Genomic DNA, 16,523 nt, shown 5'->3' with positions numbered 1-16,523 from the left:
ATGGTTGAAATGTGGTCAGGATGAGCGGTCGTTCTGGTCTTCGTCATAGAGCAGACGGGATGCGCGCGCCCGCTCTTCATCGGTCAGGGCACCGGCAGCGGGGCCGGCCCGGCCAGACCGGCGGACCGTAAGCAGCACCACAACAACCCCGATGAACACGACCAGCGCCGGGGTCGCCCAGAGCATGATGGTGCGGCTGTCCACTTCCGGTTTATAGCGAACAAATTCGCCAAAACGGGACACCAGGGCATTGGTGATTTCTTCGTTACTGGCGCCATCAGACATCATCCGGTAAACCGCCTCGCGCATGTCCTTGGAGATCGGCGCGTTGGAGTCGGCGATATTCTGGTTCTGGCATTTGGGGCAGCGCAGCTCGGCGATCAGGGTCTGGAAGCGCTGTTCCTGTTCCCGGGAATCAAACTGGTACACGTCCTGGCTCTGGCCAAACACTGATACCGATGACAGCATCAGCGCCAGCAATATTCCGACTCGGGCTGGTGCGGTCATGAACGGCTCTCCCCGTACTCTTCCATCAACGGCTGGAACTTCTCGTTCCATACTTTCTCATTGACCACGCCGACATGGCGCAAGCGCACAATGCCCTCGGCGTCGATGAAATAGGTTTCCGGTGCGCCGTACACGCCCAGATCAAACCCCAGGCTGCCCCTCGGATCGTAGATATTGACCGCGTAAGGGTCGCCAAGGTCAGAAAGCCATTTCAACGCGCCCTCGCGATCATCCTTGTAGTTCAGCCCGACAATGCGAACGTCTTTTTCGTTGGCCAGCCATAGCAGATCATCATGCTCGTCGCGGCAGGCCGGGCACCAGGTACCCCAGACATTCAGCAACGACACCTGCCCCTGAAAAAGCTCCGGGCCCAGTTGCTGATCAGCCGCGCGCAGGTCCGCCAGACTGAACTGAGGGACCGGCTTGCCGATCAGCGCGGAATCCAGCCGGTTCGGGTCCTTGCCAATACCGGCAAACAGGATAACCCCCAGAACCACCACCAACACCACCGGCAGAAACATCAGCAGCCGCTTCATGAGGTCGCTCCAGCCGGTTTACCGGGTGCCTGGCCGCCCCCCTCTGCTGCCGCTTTACCGGCAGATTCAGGCACCTTGTCCCTGAGCCGGTAACGACGATCAGAAATCGCCAGGAAACCGCCTACGGCCATAAAGATGGAACCCAGCCACAGCCAGCGAACCAGTGGCTTGTATTGCAGGCGTATCGCCCAGGCGTCGTCCGATACCCGCTCGCCAACGGCAATGAAAATGTCCCGGAACAGACCGGCATCAATGCCCGCCTCGGTCATCACGCTGCGCTGAACCAGATACTGGCGTTTTTCCGGATACTGAACCGACACCAGTTGGCCATCGCTGTCCAGAACCTCGAAGCGCCCGTACTCTGCGGTGAAGTTCGGGCCCCGCCGATTGCCGATTTCGGTAAACCGCGCCTGATAGTCCCCCACCTGAGCGGTGTCACCGGGTGACATCCGGACGTCCCGTTCAATGCCATAGTTAGAGGCGATGGTGGCGCCGGCCATGACAATTGCCATGCCCAGATGGCCCAGCACCATGCCGTAGTAGCTTCGGGTCTGGCGCTTCAGACCGTGGAGCCTGCCCTTGCGGGACGAAGATTTTTCCCAGAGATCCCAGAAAGTGGCAATAACCACCCAGGACGCCGAGAAAGTACCGGCGAAGGCCCAGGGTTTGAATTCGCCGTAGCCGACCATGACCAGCGCCGTAAACAGCGTACTGACAGCCAGGGGCCAGAGCAGCTTTCGGCCAAGCCAGCCACCGTCGGTTTTCTTCCAGCGGGAGAAAATGCCCGCGCCCAGAAGCAGCCCGGCCGCCACAGCCAGGGGGCTGAAGGTCAGGTTGAAGAAGGGCTCACCGATGGACAGCCGGCCCATATCCAGGTAGTCCAGCACCAGCGGGTAGAGTGTACCGAGCAGAACCAGCAGGGTTGACGCCACCAACAGCACGTTGTTCATCAGCAGGAACACTTCCCGCGACAGCCCCGCGTAGGACGCCCGGGCATGAACCACCGGCGCCCGGAAGGCATAGAGTGTCAGACTGGAGACTATGGTGATCGCCAGCAAGGCCAGCAGGAAAGTGCCGCGCTCAGGGTCCGATGCGAAGGAGTGAACGGACGTCAGAACCCCCGAACGTACCAGAAACGTCCCCAGCAGACTAAGGGCAAAGGTGACGATCGCCAGCAACACGGTCCAGCTTTTGAACACGCCACGTTTCTCGGTAACCGCCAGGCTGTGCATCAGCGCGGTGCCGGAAAGCCAAGGCAACAGGGAAGCATTCTCCACCGGGTCCCAGAACCACCAGCCGCCCCAGCCAAGTTCGTAATAGGCCCACCAGCTGCCCAGGGCGATACCCAGCGATAGAAAAGCCCATGCAGCCGTCGTCCAGGGGCGGGACCAGCGAGCCCAGGCTGCATCAAGGCGACCGTTGATCAGCGCCGCAATGGCAAAGGCAAAGGCTACCGAGAAACCCACATAACCCATGTAAAGCATCGGCGGATGAATGATCAGCCCGAAGTCCTGAAGCAGCGGGTTCAGGTCCGCCCCGTCCTGGGGAACGTTCGGCAGAATCCGGTCAAAAGGATTGGACGTCAGCACAGTGAACAGCAGAAAACCGACCGTCACCATGCCCATCACAGACAGCACCTGCGCCACCATGACTGATGGCAGCCGGCGGCTGAAGATCGCCACCGCCAGCGCCCAGCCTGCCAGCATCAGAATCCACAGCACCAGCGACCCTTCGTGGCCGCCCCAGACAGCGCTGAACTTGTAATACCAGGGCAGCAGGCTGTTGCTGTTATTGGCCACATAGGCCACCGAAAAATCATCGGTCAGGAAGGCGTGGGTAAGCAGCGCGAATGCCAGGGCCACAAACACAAACAGCCCGGCGGTCAAGGGCCTGGCGAACGCCTGCAGTTGCTCCCTGCCGGTGACCGAGCCATAGAGCGGCACCACCGACAGCAGTACCGCGAGCAACAGCGCCAGTATCAGCGTCATCTGTCCGAGTTCGGGATACATCGATTTACTCCAGAAGTCTGTGTGTCAGCCGGCTCAGTAGCCTGCCGATGTCTCAAGCTGTCCGCCGCTCTCGCTGGCGCGCTTGTTGGCCGCTTTCTCGAGAGCTTCATTCACTTCCGGCGGCATGTAGTTTTCATCGTGTTTTGCAAGCACCTGATCGGCGACGAACCGGCCCTGGCCATTCAGGCGCCCCATGGCAACCACGCCCTGACCTTCCGCAAACAGGTCCGGAAGTATGCCGGTGTATTCCACCAGCACGGAGGAGGAAAAGTCGGTTACCTTGAATTCAACCATCAGGCTTTCCGGGTCCCTGATCACTGAATCTTCCTCGACCATGCCACCGGCGCGGATACGGACATCCACAGGCGCTTCGCCGGCGGCAATCTGGCTGGGGTCATAGAACAGGTTGATGTTCTGTCGTAGGGCGTAGGTCGTCAGCGCCACTGCCACTGACACGCCAACCACCAGAAACAGAACAATGGTCAGCCGTTTTTTACGAATCGGATGCATTTTGCCTACCCGTCAATGATTGAATCGATAGCTCAGTGATCTGAAGTGTCCACCCGCGCGAAATCGGCGCTGGCCCTGCTGGTACCCGCGGTGTCTGGCTCGGCATAGCCTCGCGCCAGGGTTCGCAGCACAAAACGGCGATGAACCCGCGACCACTGAATCAGTACGAGCGACAGCGCAAAAAAGACGAAATAGCAGGACCAGACGTAGGGTCCGTGACCACCCATGGTAATAAAGGCTTCCAGGGAATCGAATGCCATTAGCGAGTACCTCCCTGCTGTATCAGTTCTTTCACCCAGCGTGTTCGACCTTCACGAACCAGCACCTCGGTCTGCATTCTCAGGCAGGCCAGCCAACCGAACAGCATGTACAGGCCAAGAATCGCCATCAGTAGCGGCACCCACATCTCCGAGGCCATTTTCGGCTTCTCGGTGAGTTTGAAGGTGGATGGCTGATGCAGCGTATTCCACCACTCAACCGAATACTGAATGATGGGAATGTTCACTACTCCCACCAGCACCAGTACGGCAACCGCCCGGGCCGATGATTTTTCATCCTGTATGGCCCGGCCCAGTGCAATCGCGCCGGCGTACAGCAACATCAGTATCAGCATGGAGGTCAGCCGCGCGTCCCAGACCCACCAGGTACCCCAGGTGGGCTTGCCCCAGACCGCGCCGGTAAACAGTGCCAGAAAAGTCAGCAGTGCGCCTATCGGCGCAACCGATTTGACGAAGACATCCGCCAGCTTCATGCGCCACACGAGGGTCACCACTGCGGCGACCGCCATCATGACATAGACAGACTGGGCCAGAAACGCAGCCGGAACATGGATATAGATGATCCGGTAACTGTTGCCCTGAAGGCGTTCCGGTGGCGCGAACGCCAGGCCCCAGATGACCCCTGCGATGAACAGCGCAACCCCGACCCACAGCAACCATGGCATCAACCGGGACGCAATGCCGTAGAACCATTTAGGCGATCCCAGTTTGTGAAAAATTTGCCACATTCGGTCTTTACCTTCCTCTTTGCCTTGTCCGGTCAGCCGTTCGACAGACTGATTCTTAATGCCGCTGCTGCTGCAAAAGGCGCCAGGGTCAGCGCCAGCGCCAGAAACGCGCCCATCAGCGCCAGCTGCCCCGCAACCGCAGCACCTTCTGCCGCGGCCATCACCGTGCCGGTACCAAAAATCAGGACCGGAATGTACAGCGGAATGATCATCAGGGACAAGAGCACCCCTGCCGATCGCAAACCCAGGGTCAGGGCCGCACCAATCGCGCCGATCAGACTCAGTACCGGGGTGCCGATCAGCAGCGTTAGACAGAGAACGCCAATGGAGTTCCCCTCAAGATGCACCATAACCGCGAGCAATGGCGTCAGCACGACCAGCGGCAGCCCGGTCAGCAGCCAGTGGGCGATGGATTTTGCCAGCACCAGCAGAAACAGTGGCTGAGGCTGGAGCATCAACTGTTCCAGGGTGCCGTCATCAAAGTCGTGCCGGAACAGATGGTCCAGCGACAGCAACACCGACAGCAGCGCCGCCACCCAAAGGATACCCCCACCGGCAGGCTGCAGGAACTCCACTTCCGGGCTGACCCCCAGAGGAAACAGCATGACCACCAGAATAAAGAACAGTAGCGGGTTCAACAGATCCTGGGGCTGACGCAGGGACGTTTTGATATCCCTCAACATCACCGCTTTCATCGCCGAGAGGTCAGAGCCCATGGCTGACCTCCTCATGGTCGCTATCTCCCAGACGGATGCGCTCCATGCCCGGCACCCGCAGATCGTGATGGGTGGTCAGGATAATACTGCCACCTTCTGCCACCCGCTGAACCAGCAGACGCTCCAGCGCCTCAACGCCCTGGGCGTCGATGGCGGTGAAAATCTCATCGAGAATCCAAAGTGGCTCATCCGCGACCAGCAACCGGGCCAACGCAACCCGTCGCTGCTGACCTGCAGACAAGCGGCGGCAGGGAATATCCTCAAAACCCGACAGCCCGGTACCCGCGAGGGCCTGGCGCAGGGCTGAATCCGGGCAACCTCCCCTTCCGGCGGTCAGGGCCTGAAGATTCTCCAGAGGAGTCAGCATGGCCTTGATTCCGGGCCGGTGACCGATATAGAGGGTATTGCGCAAAAAGGATTCGCGACTGGCACCACGATCCTCGCCATGCCAGAGCACCTGGCCGTCAGCGTTATCGTTCAGGCCCGCCAGCACCCGCAACAGCGTGGTTTTGCCGGAACCGTTCGGGCCCTCGACACGGGTCAGGGTAGCGGGCAGTATGGAGAAGGACAGGTCCCGGAACAGGGTACGATGATCCCGCTCACAATGCAGATTGACGGCCTGTAGCAGTGGTTCGGACATCACGGCCCCGGAACTGGTTCATGGTTGCGGCCGGGCAAGACCCGCCGGCGGCCGGTATTATAACGAAAGAGCTACCGGAATACTCTGCTCAGGCAGCAATTCGGACTCGAGACCAGACGCGATGAAAGTACCTAACGGCAATCTGCCGCCCCCAGCTCCGGACGGGCCTTTGCAGACCGCCCGCGCGGCATTGCAAGGCCAGCCCGCAGAGGTCAGCCAGGCCAATTCTGCACGGGCCCAGCTTGCCCAGCTCAATCTTGCCAACCGCGAGACCGTACTGGCACGGGTGGCAGAAGTCATTAACCAGCAGTCCACTGGCGCCAGCCGCCTGCTCCTCGATGTGCGCGGGCAGAGCCTGGCGGTCAATGCCACCATTGGTGAAACCGCGCTGGAAACCGGCGACTGGGTCAAGGTCATGCGGGCCGGCAACGAACTGCGACTAATGGGGAAACTTGCGACTGCCGCCGAATCCACCGTTGCCAGAGCCCTGGCCCAGCGGCTGCCCTGGCAGCAGTCCCTGGATGCAGGCCTGGCGCGGGTACTGACTGCTCTGACCAGCGGGGTTAGAGCCGATGCAGGCACTGCCATCCCGGCGCCTGCCACGGGATTTACGGACGCCGCCCAACCGCTGCCGCCAGGGGTACGCCAGGCTATCGAACAGTTAGCAACCCTGTTACCCAACCGCCAGGCCCTGTCCGCGCTGGTCGCCGGAGATGCTGGCCCCCGCGGGCAGGCGGCCCCACCAGCCGCCGGGTCCGCGCCTCTTGGTGGCAGTGGTGCCGCAACTACAACGGGCCCCGGCGCACCTGCGGCCAATCAGATCAGGCAATGGCTTGAACAAAGCGGGGTTTTTGCGGAATCCCGAACCGCCCGCGCCCCCGATGCCCCGCCGGCCGACCTGAAACTGGCGATCGGAAGAATCATTCATCAGCTACTGGAACTGCAGGGCCAGAACCTGAACGCATTCAACCGGCTGACGCCCATCCCCAGCCCGGATCTGGTGCAGGCACCGCTGCAGTTCCCGGCCGCCTCCAGCCCACAGATGGCGCAGTTCTCATCAGAACCCGTCAGCGTGGGCCAGATGCTCAGGCTGCTGGCCGGGGTGCTGAACCGGATCACCGTAAACCAGTTGCACAGCCAGATATTGTCCACACGAACCACCGCAGACGCGCCAGCGCCGAACAACACCCTGGTAGTGGACCTGCCCTGGCTGAACCAGAACAATGAACCCCGGGTCATACAGGTAAGGGTGGAAGAACAGGCCAGGGAAAGCGATAACGACCGCAACAACCGGTCCCGGAACACCGAATGGAAGCTGTCCCTGGCAATGAATCTTGACGAAGCAGGCGCCCTGCATTTCGATGTGTCACTGGGGTTCGGAAAGGTATCCGCGCAGGTCTGGGCAGAAAGACAGTCGACGCTCCAGCAGGCCAGGGAACGGCTGCCCGAGCTTCGCAGAAGCCTGGTCGACCTGGGGCTGGAGGTGACCGATCTCGAATGCCGCCGAGGTATACCCCGGGGGGCAACAACCCATCTGGAACACCGGCTGGTGGATACAAGGGCATGACAGACAGCAATCAGAAACCGGCATCACCTGCGGCTGTGGCCCTGAAATACGACGGCACGCACGCGCCGACCATTGCGGCCACAGGCACCCACGAACTGGCGGAAGAGATCATCCGGATCGCCCGTGAGCACGGGGTACCGCTTTACGAGAATGCCGAACTTGCCGGAATTCTGGCGCGACTGGACCTGAACGAGGAAATCCCCGAAACCCTGTACCGGGTCATTGCGGAGATTCTGGCGTTTGCCTTCAACCTGGAGGGCCGGACACCCGAGGACGCGGGCCATCCCCCCAGCAGAGACTGATGCGCTGCAGCGGTCAGGCGGCCTGTCGTTTTCTCAGGGCAGACACCAGTTCAGCTTCCGGCCGGGAAATTCCACAGGTATTCATCAGGTCGTCTATATCGGCGCCCAGGTCCACCAGCCGGGAGGCTTCATCGTAGGAAATTCTCAGGGGATCGTTCTGGCGCATTTCATCCAGGGTGCCACGCAGTTCATGCAGCTGGCGCTCACAGGCCACAACCCGCTGGCCGACCCCCATGCTGCCACTGGCGGTTGCGTGCAGTTCGCGGCCAAGATCTTCACAGCGGGCTTTGAGTTCCGCCCGCAGCTTGTGGATCTGGCGGCGGGCGGCAATACCCTGAACAAACATCAGGCATAGAATGGCAGCGGTCAGGAACCAGGGGGCCTTTGCAAACAGAATTTCGGTCATTACGGACGTCCTCGCTTGTGATGCCACGGGAACGTCCATCTGGGATCTGTCCGGGTTCAGGCCGGTTTTACAGTCCGGAGATTTCAGCCCACTCGTGGTCTGACAACATCTTGTCGAACTCGACCAGAATGATCAGTTCGCCGTTCTTGTTACACACACCCTGAATGAACCGGGCGCTTTCCTCGTTGCCCACATTGGGCGCTGTTTCAATTTCACTGGCCTTCAGGTAAACCACCTCGGCCACTGAATCCACCAGAATACCCATCACCTGATTGGCTGATTCCATCACCACAATCCGAGTCGAATCGGTGATCTCAGCGTCGGCCAGTCCAAAGCGGCGGCGGGTATCAATCACTGTTACCACATTGCCCCTCAGGTTGATGATGCCGAGTACGTAATCCGGCGCGCCGGGTACGGGGGCGATCTCGGTGTGACGCAGCACTTCCTGAATCTGCATCACGTCAATGCCGTAGGTTTCATCGTCCAGCCTGAAAGTCACATACTGCAGTACCTGATCATCGTGAGCCTGTTTCTGTTGTCCGCTCGGGGATGCCATAGCCTTGTCTCTCCTGTTCGGCTGCCCGGCGGGCAACCTGATCGTCAAAAAATCATCACCAGTGCCCATTACTATAGTTCAGGGCACAAACCGTGCCACTAGCGCAGGGCACGGGCGGTTTTCAGTTCGGTCAGCTCAGATCCAGGTGCTGTTCCCGCTCCGCCCGAACCAGCAGATCAGCCATGGTGCGCACGTCAATCAGCGCACACATATGGTCAATCACCGTGCCCGCCAGCCAGGGCCGCTTGCTGCGGGCGGTGCGCCAGCGCACCTGATCAGGCTTGAGGGTGAAGGACTGGGCCACGTCGTCACAGGCCAGCCCCCAGTCGCTTTTATCGAGCCGGATAATAAACTGGTATTGCTCCCGGGCATCGGCGGGCGCCCTGCCGGCCATGATCCATTCGGCGGAATCAACCACCCGCAGGTTATGGCCGCGATCCGGCCGCATCCCCATGTACCACCGGGGGCTGCCCGGCAAGGGTTTTACCGGCTCTTCGATGCGGTGAATGGCGCCTAGTAGAATAAGTGGCACTGCCAGTTTCAGCCCGGCCACCGTGAAAATCAGACATTCGAATGGTTTGTGGGACCAGTCCGGACGGCCCGGTGGCTCCTGGGCAGGTGGCATGGGCGTTTCGACGGGCTCTGGCTCTGGCTCTGGCTCTGGCTCTGGCTCTGGCTCTGGCTCTGGCTCTGGCTCTGGCTCTGGCGGAACAGGCTTGCTGACCTGAATTTCAGGCTCCAGAAAAATCTCATCTTCCGCCGTATCAGTCGCCGTGTGCAGAAGGTCGTCAAGATAACTGGCAATGGCCGAGCTGGGACTGCTGACCTGCGTCAATTTTCTGTCGGCCCTGAAGTCAGGCTTGCGTTCACCCATGTTGCTGCTCCGACCGTGCACGGGTCAGCGACGGCAGGTCATTGAGCAGCCGAGCGTAAGCCCTGACCCCATGGGTTTCGGAATCAAGTGCTGAAGGAGTAAGCCCGGCATGGCTGGCATCCCGGAATTTGGTGTCCACCGGTATGGCAAATTTCCAGAGGGTATCCGGATAGCTTTTGCGAAGCTGGTTCAGACTCTTGACCGATGCCTGGGTGCGGCGGTCAAACAGGGTCGGAACAATGGTGTAGGACAGGGTATTTTTCTGAGACCGCATGATCATCTCAAGGGTGTGCAGCATGCGCTCCAGACCCTTGAGCGCCAGGAATTCAGTCTGAACAGGAATGATCAGATGCTGGGCCGCCGCCAGAGCATTGACCATCAGAACCCCCAGTGAGGGCGTGTTGTCCAGCAGCACATAATCGAAATCGTCCCAGATCTGCGCCAACGCCCTGGAAATAATCAGTCCCATTCCGGACACGCCCACCATTTTCCGCTCAAGGGTCGCCAACGCCGTGCTGGCCGGCAGCAGGGACAGACCCTTGCAGCTGGTTTCAGTAATCAGCTGGGCAGTCAGACCATCGGGCACCTTGCCCTGATGCTGGAACAGATCGAAAACGCTGTGGCTGATGGTGTCCGGGTCATAGCCGAACCAGCTGGTCAGTGAGCCATGGGGGTCAAGATCCACCACAAGCACCCGCTTGCCCCGCTCTGCCAGCAAGCCGCCCAGGGCAACGACGGAGGTCGTCTTACCCACACCACCTTTCTGATTGGCTACTGCCCAGATCCGCACACGCTGCTCCCCAGAATGAACCGCTCCGGAAAACCCGGAATCCACAAAGAGTTATCGGCTGAAATCCGCCTAACTTGAAGAATTTTCGGCAAGCAATTTACCGCCTAACGCACAGCCCCGCGAATGCTGGCATCCCTTGAGATCAGCAATACAACCCGCCGGTTCCGGCGGCGTCCTTCCTCAGTATCATTCCGCGCAACCGGCTGGTGCTGGCCATACCCGATGGCGGCCATGCGTTCGGGTTCGACCCCTTCCATGGTCAGCATGCGAACAACCGCTGCCGCCCTGGCCGTAGAGAGCTCCCAGTTCGAGGGAAAGGCATTGGTGCGAATGGGCTGGTCATCGGTAAAACCTTCGACCCGCACGGCGTTGTCTTTGTTCACAAGCACCGAGGCGATGGTTTCAATCACTTCAAAGGCGTCATAGTGTGGCTCTGCATCGCCGCTGCTGAACAGCAGGCTGTTTCGCAGGCTAAGCTCAAGCCAGGCCTCATTACTTTCCACCGTCACCACGCCCTGGTTGATCAGTTCATCAAACTCCAGAGCCAGGGTATCCGCCATAGCCCGCAGGGCTTCGGTCCGACCCGCCTCATCCATGTCCGGATTGCGCGGCGCTTCGGTAACCGGGGGCTGAATCACATCCTGGCTCGGCTGCGCTGAAACCGGCGGCTCCTCTCCTATTTCAATAGGCTGAAGAGAACGCTGCGGGGCATTGAAGACACCGGTGAGGGTTTCAGACAGTACCTTGTACTTGCCCTCGTTTACCGAAGACACGGAATACATCACCACAAAAAAAGCGAACAGCAGGGTGATGAAATCGGCGTAGGAAATCAGCCAGCGTTCCTTGTTGTGCAGATCGTCTTCTTCTGCCCTGCGGCGGCGTCGGATCACTGCAGAAAACCTTTCACTGTAGGAAGCCCCGCAACCTGAGCTCAATGGATTTCGGATTCTCGCCTTCGGCGATGGCAATAATGCCGTCGATCATCATGTCTTCGTAGCGGGTACGCTCTCTGAGAATTCCCCTCAGTTTGTTGGCCACCGGGAAAAACAGCAGGTTGGCAAGGGCGACGCCATAAATAGTGGCGACAAAGGCCGTCGCTATGCCGCTGCCCAGGGACTCCGGGTCTTCCAGGTTGGTCATCACCTGAATCAACCCCATCACCGCGCCGATAATGCCAATGGTCGGGGAGTAACCGCCCATGGCCTCAAATACCCGGGCAGATTCCATGTCCCTCTGTTCGCGGGATTCCAGCTCCACTTCCATAATGCTGCGAATGGTTTCCGCCTCGGAACCGTCTACCAGAAGTTGCAGACCCTTTCGGGCGAACCGCTCCGGTTCTTTTTCCGCCAGGCCCTCAAGCCCCAGAAGCCCCTGCTTGCGGGCTTTCACACTCCAGTCGATCACTTTGCCAATGCCGTCTTCCAGGCTGATATAAGGCGGGAAGAACACCCAGCGAACCTGGCGGCAGGCGCGTTTCAGTAGCGGCCACGAAGTCTGCAGAATGGTGGCGGCTAGGGTGCCACCGATCACGATCAGGGCCGCCGGCCCATTGAACAGCGAGCCGAGGGCACCACCCTCCAGCAGGTTTCCTCCCAGAATGGCAACAAACGCAAGAATGATTCCCAGCAGGCTGAGAATATCCATCAGCTCACTCCCTCGATCAGCCGGGGACCCACGTCATCCAGCGACAGCACCTCGTCGGTCAGGCCGGCTTTGGCAACGGCCATGGGCATGCCGTAAATCACCGACGACTTCTCGTCCTGCGACCAGACAACCGAGCCGCTCTGTTTCATCAGCCGGCAACCTTCTTTACCATCGGCGCCCATGCCGGTGAGGATCACGCCCAGGGTCTTGCCGGGGTAGGCTCTGGCCAGTGAGCCAAAGGTAACGTCCACACACGGCTTGTAATGCAGGCGGTCATCACCGGGCAGAATTTTCACCCTGCCCTGGCCTCCGCGGTTCTCAATCACCATCTGCTTGCCGCCGGGGGCCAGTAATGCCAGCCCCGGCTTTAACAGGTCTCCGTCTTCCGCCTGCCGAACCTCAATCTTGCACAGTTTGTTCAGGCGTTCGGCAAAAGCCGGGGTAAAACTGGCCGGCATGTGCTGGACCAGAACCACCGGCGCCGGGAAAGACGCAGGCAGGTGGGTCAGCACCCGCTGAAGCGCCACCGGGCCGCCGGTCGATGTGCCAATGGCCACAACACTGTAGCGCTTGGCCGGGCTGCGCCGGAAAGTCGACCGGGGCGTTTCCGGCTGTGAAGACGCTGCCCGGACCTCAGCAACTGAAGCCTGCGGCCTTGATGGACGTGAAGTGGGTGCCGGCGCTGGCTGGCGCGCCGGCGAAGGCGAAGCCGCGACACTGGTCGACGCCGTCGGCCGGGACCCGGGGCTGCTGCGGGCCACATCCAGCACCCGATCAATCAGAATTCGCTGGAGCTGGCTTGAATCCCGGGCAATTTCTTCGAAGTTTTTGGGCAGGAAATCAACGGCGCCGGCTTCCAGGGCATCAAGAGTGACCCGTGCGCCCTCATAGGTGAGCGAGGAAAACATCAGCACCGGAACCGGGCGCCTGGCCATAATTTCCCGTACCGCCGAAATGCCGTCCATGACCGGCATTTCGTAGTCCATGGTGATCACGTCTGGCCGAAGTTTCTCGGCCATATCGACGCCTTCGCGGCCATTGGTGGCAACGCCCACAACCTTGATCTGGCCCGAAACCGTCAGTATTTCCGTCAACCGTTTACGGAAGAATCCGGAATCATCAACGACCAGAACAGAAACCGTCATCCATTTCTCCTAGACACTGCCATGCAGGGCGTCCCTTAACCGTAGTGTTGAAGCAGGCTCGGCACATCAATGATAAGTGCAATACGGCCATCCCCTGTGATCGTGGCCCCCGCCATGCCCGGAGTGCCCTGAAGCGCCCGGCCCAGAGGTTTGATAACCACTTCCTCCTGCCCCACCAACTGGTCTACCACAAATCCGACCCGGCGTGTGCCCATGGCCACGATCACAACGTGGCCGTTCTCTGGTTCTGGCTCGCCATTCTTTTTCACCAGCCAGCGCTTGATATGGAACAGCGGGAATACCTTGTCTCTGACCACGATGCACTCGCGCCCGTCGACAATGTTCTTTTTGGTCAGATCCAGATGGAAGATTTCCACCACGTTGACCAGCGGCAGCGCAAACGCCTGATCGCCCAGCTTGATCATCAGAGTGGGCATGATCGCCAGGGTCAGCGGCACCTTGATAATGATTCGCGAGCCTTTGCCCAGCTCCGATTCAACGCTGATCTGGCCGTTGAGCTGGCTGATCTTGGTTTTGACCACATCCATGCCCACACCACGGCCGGACACGTCGGAAATCTGGTCCTTGGTGGAGAAACCCGCGGCAAAGATCAGGTTGTAGCATTCGTTGTTGGTCAGCCGGTCCGCAGCGTCCTGGTCATAGACGCCTTTTTCCACGGCTTTTCGACGCAGAACCGCCGGGTCCATGCCAGCGCCGTCATCGCTGATCGACAGAAGAATGTGGTCCCCTTCCTGCTCCGCTGACAGCACAACATTGCCCTGCCGGGGCTTACCGGCCTTTTCCCGGACGTCCGGGGCTTCGATGCCATGGTCTACAGAGTTGCGGACCAGGTGAACCAGCGGATCGGACAGTGCCTCAACCAGATTCTTGTCGAGGTCTGTCTCTTCGCCGTGCATCTCAAGATTGATCTCTTTCTTGAGGCTGCGGGCAAGGTCACGAACGACCCTGGGGAAGCGGCCGAATACTTTCTTGATCGGCTGCATACGGGTGGCCATGACAGCCGACTGCAGATCAGTCGTGACAACGTCCAGGTTGGCCACCGCCTTGTGCATCTGCTCGTCTTCGCTTTCACCACCCAGCCGCTGCAGCCGGTTACGCACCAGCACCAGTTCGCCCACCATGTTCATGATGTCGTCCAGGCGCTTGGTATCCACACGCACAGACGTTTCTGCCACGGGCGCAGCAGTATCCCTTGCGGGCATGGCTGGCGCAGCCGGGGCCTCTTTTGCTGGCGCTGGTTCTGGCGCAGCGGCCTTTTCAGGCTTTTTGTCCGCCGGCTTTTTGTCAGCAGGTGATTTGTCTGCTGCGGGTTTCTTCGCTGCGGGCTTTGAAGCACTGGGTTCGGTGGGGCTTCCGCCCTTGCCGTGCAGGTCGTCCAGCAAGCGCTCGAATTCATCATCGCTGATCAGGTCCGGGTCGCTGTCTTCCTGACCAGCCGGCGCCTTGTCTGCTGTCGGCGGGCCGGAAAACTTGCCCTTGCCGTGCAATTCGTCCAGCAGGCTTTCAAATTCGTCGTCGGAGATCTCATCACCGCTGCCCTGTTCTTCCTCGCCGTTATCCTGCAAGGCATCCAGCAGCTGCTCGAATTCATCATCGGTGATGTCGCCGTCAGCCGCCCCGGCGTCGACGGGCTCAGACTCTTCAGCATCGGGGGTGGCATCAGCGGCGGGCTGATCCTGACTGGCCGGCACCGCCAGCCTGTCGAGCGCCCTGATCAGTTCATCCGGCGCGGGCGTGGGTTCCTCCTGCTGGCGAACCTGCTCAAACATGGCATTGACGTTGTCCAGGGCCTGAAGCACAACGTCCATCAGATCCGAATCGACCTTGCGCTTGTGATTCCGGAGTGTATCAAATACGTTTTCCGCCGAGTGACAGCAGCTCACCAGCGCATCAAGCTGAAGGAAACCGGCACCGCCTTTCACGGTGTGGAAACCCCGGAAAATGGCGTTCAGCAAATCGCTGTCGTCAGGGCGCTGCTCCAGCTCGACCAGCTCCTCCGACAGTTTTTCGAGAATCTCGCCGGCTTCAATCAGGAAGTCCTGCAGAATCTCTTCATCAGCATCCAACGCCATGGGTTAACCTCGCAACTCAAAAACCAAGACTGGACAGAAGGTCGTCTACATCGTCCTGTCCGGACACTACATCTTCCCGTTCGCCGGCCTTGATCTGGGGCCCAACGCCCTTTTCTGCCGATTCCGGTTCCCGGTCGTCCAGAGAAACTTCATGGACGGTCCCGGTTATCTGGTCAACGTGGCTGGCCATCACCACCAGGCTCAACAGGTGTTCTTCGACCTCTTTCACCAGTGCCGTGACTTTCTGAATCACCTGCCCGGTCAGATCCTGGAAATCCTGTGCCAACAGGATTTCAGACAGGTTGTCGTAGGTCGCATTGGCGTCTGCATTGAGCGTCACGAAAAAACTGTCGATGCGTGCATACAGCGCCCGGAATTCGGCCGGTTTCATTTCCCGACGCCGCAACCGCTGCCACTCATCACGCAGTTCCGCCGCCTCATCCCGCATCGAGCTGGCCCGAGGCATCGCCTCTTCCACCAGGTCCATGGTGCGGTTAGCCGCTTTGCTGGTCATCTGGACCACATATTCCAGTCGGTCCGATGCGTCGGTCATCTTGGAAAGCGCTTCAGACTGCTCGGGATTACGGGGGTCTATCTGGAAATTCCGTATCGCCTCATGAAGACTTCGGGTGAGCCTGCCCACTTCCCGATAAAGGCTCTGGTCCCGCACTTCACTGAGGTCGTTTATGACCGTCATCGCGCCTGCGTAGTCACCCGCATTCAGCTGCTCGACCAGCTTTGTCGCCTGGGTTCGAAGTTTTTCTGTAACCTCGGCGTCGAGGCCCTGATGGCCTGTCTCATGCTTGCTCATAGAGCCTATCCGACCTCTGGTTACTGGATGCGTTCGAAGATCTTTTCGATCTTTTCCTTCAGGACGGCAGCGGTGAACGGCTTGACCACATAACCATTCACGCCCGCCTGGGCCGCCGCCACGATCTGATCCCGCTTTGCCTCGGCGGTCACCATCAGCACCGGCATGGTCTTGAGCTGCTCATTCGCCCGCACTTCCTTCAGCAGATCCAGCCCGGACATGCCCGGCATGTTCCAGTCAGTTACCAGAAAATCGTATTTGCCGCTTTTCAGCATTGGCAGGGCCGTGTTGCCGTCGTCCGCTTCATCGGTATTGGTAAACCCGAGATCGCGCAGCAGATTCTTGATGATCCGTCTCATGGTTGAGAAATCATCCACGATCAGGATTTTCATGTTTTTGTCCAATGGGACC

Annotated in this window: 20 protein-coding genes; 2 read left to right on the top strand and 18 right to left on the bottom strand. The window is 59.7% G+C overall.

What is annotated here, in order from left to right:
• Positions 1-15: 15 nt before the first annotated feature.
• Genes E5Q11_RS01540 through ccmA form a run of 8 tightly spaced genes read right to left on the bottom strand, consistent with a single transcriptional unit; the run spans position 16 to position 5,924 of the window.
• The gene (locus E5Q11_RS01540; RefSeq protein WP_135801650.1) at positions 16-507 is read right to left on the bottom strand and encodes a cytochrome c-type biogenesis protein; all 492 of its coding nucleotides are present in this window, start codon (positions 505-507) and stop codon (positions 16-18) included.
• Entirely contained in the window at positions 504-1,043 is a 540-nt protein-coding gene (locus E5Q11_RS01535) for a DsbE family thiol:disulfide interchange protein (protein ID WP_135801649.1), read from the bottom strand. The genes E5Q11_RS01540 and E5Q11_RS01535 overlap by 4 nt, the downstream gene beginning before the upstream one ends.
• Complete coding sequence (locus E5Q11_RS01530) at positions 1,040-3,052, bottom strand: heme lyase CcmF/NrfE family subunit (protein ID WP_135801648.1); 2,013 nt, start codon at positions 3,050-3,052, stop codon at positions 1,040-1,042. Before E5Q11_RS01530 ends, E5Q11_RS01535 begins: the two co-directional genes overlap by 4 nt.
• A 33-nt stretch (positions 3,053-3,085) precedes the next feature.
• Positions 3,086-3,562 carry a cytochrome c maturation protein CcmE gene (ccmE, locus tag E5Q11_RS01525; protein WP_135801647.1) on the bottom strand — a complete coding sequence of 159 codons (477 nt, stop codon included), beginning with the start codon at positions 3,560-3,562 and terminating at the stop codon, positions 3,086-3,088.
• 32 nt (positions 3,563-3,594) lie between these two features.
• Complete coding sequence (ccmD, locus tag E5Q11_RS01520; RefSeq protein ID WP_135801646.1) at positions 3,595-3,822, bottom strand: heme exporter protein CcmD; 228 nt, start codon at positions 3,820-3,822, stop codon at positions 3,595-3,597.
• The gene (locus E5Q11_RS01515; RefSeq protein ID WP_135801645.1) at positions 3,822-4,568 is read right to left on the bottom strand and encodes a heme ABC transporter permease; all 747 of its coding nucleotides are present in this window, start codon (positions 4,566-4,568) and stop codon (positions 3,822-3,824) included. Before E5Q11_RS01515 ends, ccmD begins: the two co-directional genes overlap by 1 nt.
• A gap of 32 nt (positions 4,569-4,600) precedes the next feature.
• Positions 4,601-5,284: a heme exporter protein CcmB gene (ccmB, locus tag E5Q11_RS01510; RefSeq protein ID WP_225314981.1), complete on the bottom strand. Its 684-nt coding sequence runs from the start codon at positions 5,282-5,284 to the stop codon at positions 4,601-4,603.
• Positions 5,274-5,924 carry a cytochrome c biogenesis heme-transporting ATPase CcmA gene (gene ccmA, locus E5Q11_RS01505; RefSeq protein WP_135801643.1) on the bottom strand — a complete coding sequence of 217 codons (651 nt, stop codon included), beginning with the start codon at positions 5,922-5,924 and terminating at the stop codon, positions 5,274-5,276. The genes ccmB and ccmA overlap by 11 nt, the downstream gene beginning before the upstream one ends.
• Before the next feature lie 121 nt (positions 5,925-6,045).
• Between ccmA and fliK the strand changes: the two genes are divergently transcribed.
• Together fliK and E5Q11_RS01495 are read left to right on the top strand one after the other, a co-directional pair.
• Positions 6,046-7,491, top strand: a complete 1,446-nt coding sequence (fliK, locus tag E5Q11_RS01500) for a flagellar hook-length control protein FliK (protein ID WP_135801642.1) — start codon at positions 6,046-6,048, stop codon at positions 7,489-7,491.
• A complete protein-coding gene (locus E5Q11_RS01495) occupies positions 7,488-7,793 on the top strand; it encodes an EscU/YscU/HrcU family type III secretion system export apparatus switch protein (protein ID WP_135801641.1) in 306 nt (101 codons plus the stop codon). Before fliK ends, E5Q11_RS01495 begins: the two co-directional genes overlap by 4 nt.
• Positions 7,794-7,806: 13 nt before the next feature.
• Here the strand turns inward: E5Q11_RS01495 and E5Q11_RS01490 are convergent, their stop codons facing one another.
• From E5Q11_RS01490 to cheY, 10 genes are all read right to left on the bottom strand, one after another.
• Positions 7,807-8,199 carry a DUF2802 domain-containing protein gene (locus tag E5Q11_RS01490; RefSeq protein ID WP_135801640.1) on the bottom strand — a complete coding sequence of 131 codons (393 nt, stop codon included), beginning with the start codon at positions 8,197-8,199 and terminating at the stop codon, positions 7,807-7,809.
• A gap of 67 nt (positions 8,200-8,266) precedes the next feature.
• Complete coding sequence (locus tag E5Q11_RS01485; protein WP_135801639.1) at positions 8,267-8,755, bottom strand: chemotaxis protein CheW; 489 nt, start codon at positions 8,753-8,755, stop codon at positions 8,267-8,269.
• A gap of 130 nt (positions 8,756-8,885) precedes the next feature.
• A complete protein-coding gene (locus E5Q11_RS01480) occupies positions 8,886-9,629 on the bottom strand; it encodes a chemotaxis protein CheW (protein ID WP_135801638.1) in 744 nt (247 codons plus the stop codon).
• Positions 9,622-10,419: a ParA family protein gene (locus tag E5Q11_RS01475; protein ID WP_135801637.1), complete on the bottom strand. Its 798-nt coding sequence runs from the start codon at positions 10,417-10,419 to the stop codon at positions 9,622-9,624. The genes E5Q11_RS01480 and E5Q11_RS01475 overlap by 8 nt, the downstream gene beginning before the upstream one ends.
• Before the next feature lie 104 nt (positions 10,420-10,523).
• A complete protein-coding gene (motD, locus tag E5Q11_RS01470; protein WP_225314982.1) occupies positions 10,524-11,309 on the bottom strand; it encodes a flagellar motor protein MotD in 786 nt (261 codons plus the stop codon).
• Between the two features lie 13 nt (positions 11,310-11,322).
• Positions 11,323-12,063 carry a flagellar motor protein gene (locus E5Q11_RS01465; protein WP_135801636.1) on the bottom strand — a complete coding sequence of 247 codons (741 nt, stop codon included), beginning with the start codon at positions 12,061-12,063 and terminating at the stop codon, positions 11,323-11,325.
• On the bottom strand, positions 12,063-13,208 hold the full coding sequence (locus tag E5Q11_RS01460) for a protein-glutamate methylesterase/protein-glutamine glutaminase (protein ID WP_135801635.1): 1,146 nt from the start codon (positions 13,206-13,208) through the stop codon (positions 12,063-12,065). Before E5Q11_RS01460 ends, E5Q11_RS01465 begins: the two co-directional genes overlap by 1 nt.
• Before the next feature lie 35 nt (positions 13,209-13,243).
• Positions 13,244-15,301, bottom strand: coding sequence for a chemotaxis protein CheA (locus tag E5Q11_RS01455; RefSeq protein WP_135801634.1), 2,058 nt, complete (start codon positions 15,299-15,301; stop codon positions 13,244-13,246).
• Between the two features lie 16 nt (positions 15,302-15,317).
• A complete protein-coding gene (locus E5Q11_RS01450) occupies positions 15,318-16,112 on the bottom strand; it encodes a protein phosphatase CheZ (RefSeq protein ID WP_135801633.1) in 795 nt (264 codons plus the stop codon).
• A gap of 20 nt (positions 16,113-16,132) precedes the next feature.
• The gene (cheY, locus tag E5Q11_RS01445) at positions 16,133-16,516 is read right to left on the bottom strand and encodes a chemotaxis response regulator CheY (RefSeq protein WP_135801632.1); all 384 of its coding nucleotides are present in this window, start codon (positions 16,514-16,516) and stop codon (positions 16,133-16,135) included.
• Between the last annotated feature and the right edge of the window lie 7 nt (positions 16,517-16,523).

This window comes from Marinobacter confluentis, from assembly GCF_004785685.1.
Lineage (GTDB): Bacteria > Pseudomonadota > Gammaproteobacteria > Pseudomonadales > Oleiphilaceae > Marinobacter > Marinobacter confluentis.
Note: the sequence above shows the minus strand (reverse complement) of the source record. Positions and strands in the feature narration are given on the sequence as shown.